3 protein-coding genes are annotated in these 3156 nt (G+C 39.9%); all 3 read left to right on the forward strand.

The window, feature by feature from the left end; translation table 11 throughout:
• Positions 1-286 (forward strand): hypothetical protein (locus B7C60_RS17200; RefSeq protein ID WP_216639313.1); only part of this gene is annotated, 286 nt, incomplete at its 5' end.
• A complete protein-coding gene (locus tag B7C60_RS07325) occupies positions 273-1859 on the forward strand; it encodes an SEL1-like repeat protein (protein ID WP_099611078.1) in 1587 nt (528 codons plus the stop codon). The genes B7C60_RS17200 and B7C60_RS07325, both read left to right, overlap by 14 nt.
• A 332-nt stretch (positions 1860-2191) precedes the next feature.
• A complete protein-coding gene (locus tag B7C60_RS07330; RefSeq protein WP_099611079.1) occupies positions 2192-3097 on the forward strand; it encodes a HAMP domain-containing protein in 906 nt (301 codons plus the stop codon).
• Positions 3098-3156: the final 59 nt, after the last annotated feature.

The raw sequence follows: 3156 nt of genomic DNA on the forward strand, positions 1-3156 counted from the left end.
AACACAGGTAGTTAAAGGCGAGCTTAGTGCTCGCTTTTTTTTGATTTTTTATGTTGAATTGTCCATCGCTAAGCATGCGCATGGCCGTACAGCTATTGCTCACGATATTGACTTGCTCAGTTTATTTTTGTTACCCCAAGTTAGCGAGGTTAGTGTTAAAAATAGGGATAGTTCACAACAGTTCATTTGTAATTGCTTGAAAGAGAAAAGTGAGTTTTGTAGCATTGTTACTGATAATTACAAATTTTTACAAGACGTTAAGGTAAAAGATAATGTTAAAACGTAAGTGGTTAGCTAGTGCTTTGGTGACGTTGATGCTGTCAGGTTGTGCAGCAACATATGAATCAGCAGAAAAAGCTTATCAAGATGGTGAATATGCGCAAGCGAGAGAGTCTTGGCAGAAACTGGCTTTAGACGGTGATAGTCGTTCAATGTATCGACTCTATACGTCAACAAATCGCCCATCACAAGAGGATATTGATTGGCTTGAAAAAGCAGCACATGCCAACTTAGCAGACGCTCAATATGACTTTGCTATGTATTTACTTGAACAAGAAAAATTTAAAGAAGCACAAGAATATTTAACTAAAGCATCGGAAAATAAACAAGACCGAGCATCTAAAGTTTTAGAACAGAATAAAGAATTGTTCCCATTGTGGCTAAAAGCAGAAAATAATGATGCTGGGGCGATCAAAAAACTTGGGGAATATTATTGGTCAAGCAAAGATTATGACCAATCCTTAAAGTGGTATGAGCGATGCGTTGATAGCTATAAAAGTTGTTCCTTTTACATAGGGTTGGCTTTTGATTATGGATATGGAGTTTCTCAAAATTATGAAAAATCTATCTACTGGTACACTAAGTCTGCTGAGCAGGGTTATGGTCCGTCAGCAAGAAACTTAGCTTGGATCTATGAAGATGGAAAGGGAGTACACATAGACAAAAAGAAAGCTGTTTACTGGATGAAAAAGGCTGCGGAAACGCTTTGGCTTGGACAAGCAGAACTCGGCAGGTACTACCTCTATGGTATAGGGACAGAAAAAGATACAGCTAAAGCATTCTCTCTTCTAAACGAGGCTGTACCACATACGAAATATGCGTCCTATCATCTGGCAAGAATGTATTACTATGGTGATGGTATAGAGCAAGACTACAAAAAATCTTATGAATATTTTTTAAAAGCAAGCAAACAAAATCATTCTTGGTCTGACTACTTTATAGGTAATCATTACTATTATGGTTATGGTAAAGAGAAGAGCTACACTCAAGCGTACAATTGGTTTGAAAAAGCAGCAAATGCGGGGGTTGTTGACGCTCAATTTAGGCTAGGTTGGATGCTAAGTGAGGGCGAAGGGGGTACGGCAAACTCGAGAAGGGCATTTCAATGGTATCAGAAAGCAGCCGAACAAGGTTCAGTTGCAGCTCAGAACAACCTAGGTGTTATGTATGCAGAGGGCAATGGAGTAGAAAAAGACGATTATCAAGCGGTTAAGTGGTATGAAAAAGCCGCTAGACAAGGTGATGATGTTGGCCAATATAATCTGGGATTAAGGTATGAAATTGGAAAAGGTGTAAGACAAAGTAATCAGCTAGCTGCGTTCTGGTACGCAAAGTCCGCACAACAAAATCATAAAAAAGCACAATCTTATCTTAATGAAATACTGAATAAGCTTAAAACTAAAACTGTCCAGATCAAAAAAGCTTCAGTTTATAAAGAAGGCAATTTTGACAGTGAAGAGCTGCTGACATTGCCACAAGGTCAGCGTGTTTATGTGTTGTCCTCTGGAAGTCAATGGACAGAGGTATATGTCCCTAAAAACCACACTATCGGTTACATAAACAATACTCATCTTTACTAAAATGGATTTTAATATGAAGAAGATTATCTTTGCATTATTGTTTGTATGCCAATCGGTGTTCGCAAACCCTATTGTTTGAGGATGTTGAATACATTGTAACGCTCTTGTCATAGTCTTTAGGAATAATCCATACCATCACACTAAGGCGGTATGGATTGCTTGCGTGGCTTATAGCGAGCGATCTGAAATACTTCTTCTGTATGACGTTGGCTGAGTGATTGGGTTCCGGTTCCGTCTTTGGGTACGGTTCGGCGGTGAGTTACTTGATACGGCCATTTCATATTGTTTGGTATATATCGCCGACTTTTCTGTTTTTCAGAGCGATTATCGGCATGTTCAGATTCAACCAAGTCAAAATCAGTACGCGCTTATTTTGCTTAAGCGCGCTCCCTATCATCAGTTTACTGGTGGCACTTTTCCTCTCTTTTCAAGTGACACAACAAAAAGATCGTTTATTTGATCGTCTTTACCAGCAACACCTACTGCCTCTAAGTGAAATCCTTGCGACTCATTCATTGCTCAGACAAACTGGCCTTGATGATTTAAGGCGTTATCGAACCGGGTGGGCTGGCCAAAATGAAACGATAGATAAGATTGAAAGCTTATTAGCTCAAGTTGGAGAACACTGGAGAGCTTATCAACAACAAAGGGGAGAGGCTGTTGATCCGCTCAACCAATTGGCTGATCAACAATTAGAGAGCGCCATTCAACTCTATCAGCAATGGATATCTCGCGCAGGGAGTGATGCAATTACTGTGCGAATCCTGAATGAATCGACTTTTAATAACGAGATTAATCATACCCTTGTTCCACTGGGTGAGACGTTAAATCAACTGGTCGCACAGCAGATTGGTATGGCTGGGGAAGTACAGACCGAGGCGGCTAGCCTTACTCATACCATGGTCCAATTTTATCTGTTTGGTGGAGCGATTTGGGTTAGCTTATTAATGTTACTCGGTTGGTTAATTCAGCATTCTATTCAACGGCCACTGCATCAGTTACGTGCAGGCATACAACGATTAGCCAACTCTTCTGATCTGACCACGCAAGTCGTTGTACAAGGTCGAGATGAAATCGCTCAAACGGCACAAGCATTAAATAGGATGGTAAATCACTTTTGTCACTTGATTATTGAGATAGAGAATAAGAGTGTTGAACTAAGAAAAAATGCCAAGCGTATGTTGTTGGTTAGCGAAACCGTAGAAGAAAAATCGAATAATACCAATCTGGAAAATTAACTGGTCAGATCAATCCAATCTCTTTTACACATTCTTTGTACCCTATCGGTGCATTCCAA

It is taken from the genome of Vibrio fujianensis, from assembly GCF_002749895.1.
Classification (GTDB): Bacteria; Pseudomonadota; Gammaproteobacteria; order Enterobacterales; family Vibrionaceae; genus Vibrio; species Vibrio fujianensis.

Coding starts and splice junctions, on each gene's coding strand:
- B7C60_RS07330 (WP_099611079.1), top strand. CDS start 2,192: ATGTTCAGATTCAACCAAGTCAAAATCAGTACGCGCTTATTTTGCTTA.
- B7C60_RS07325 (WP_099611078.1), top strand. CDS start 273: ATGTTAAAACGTAAGTGGTTAGCTAGTGCTTTGGTGACGTTGATGCTG.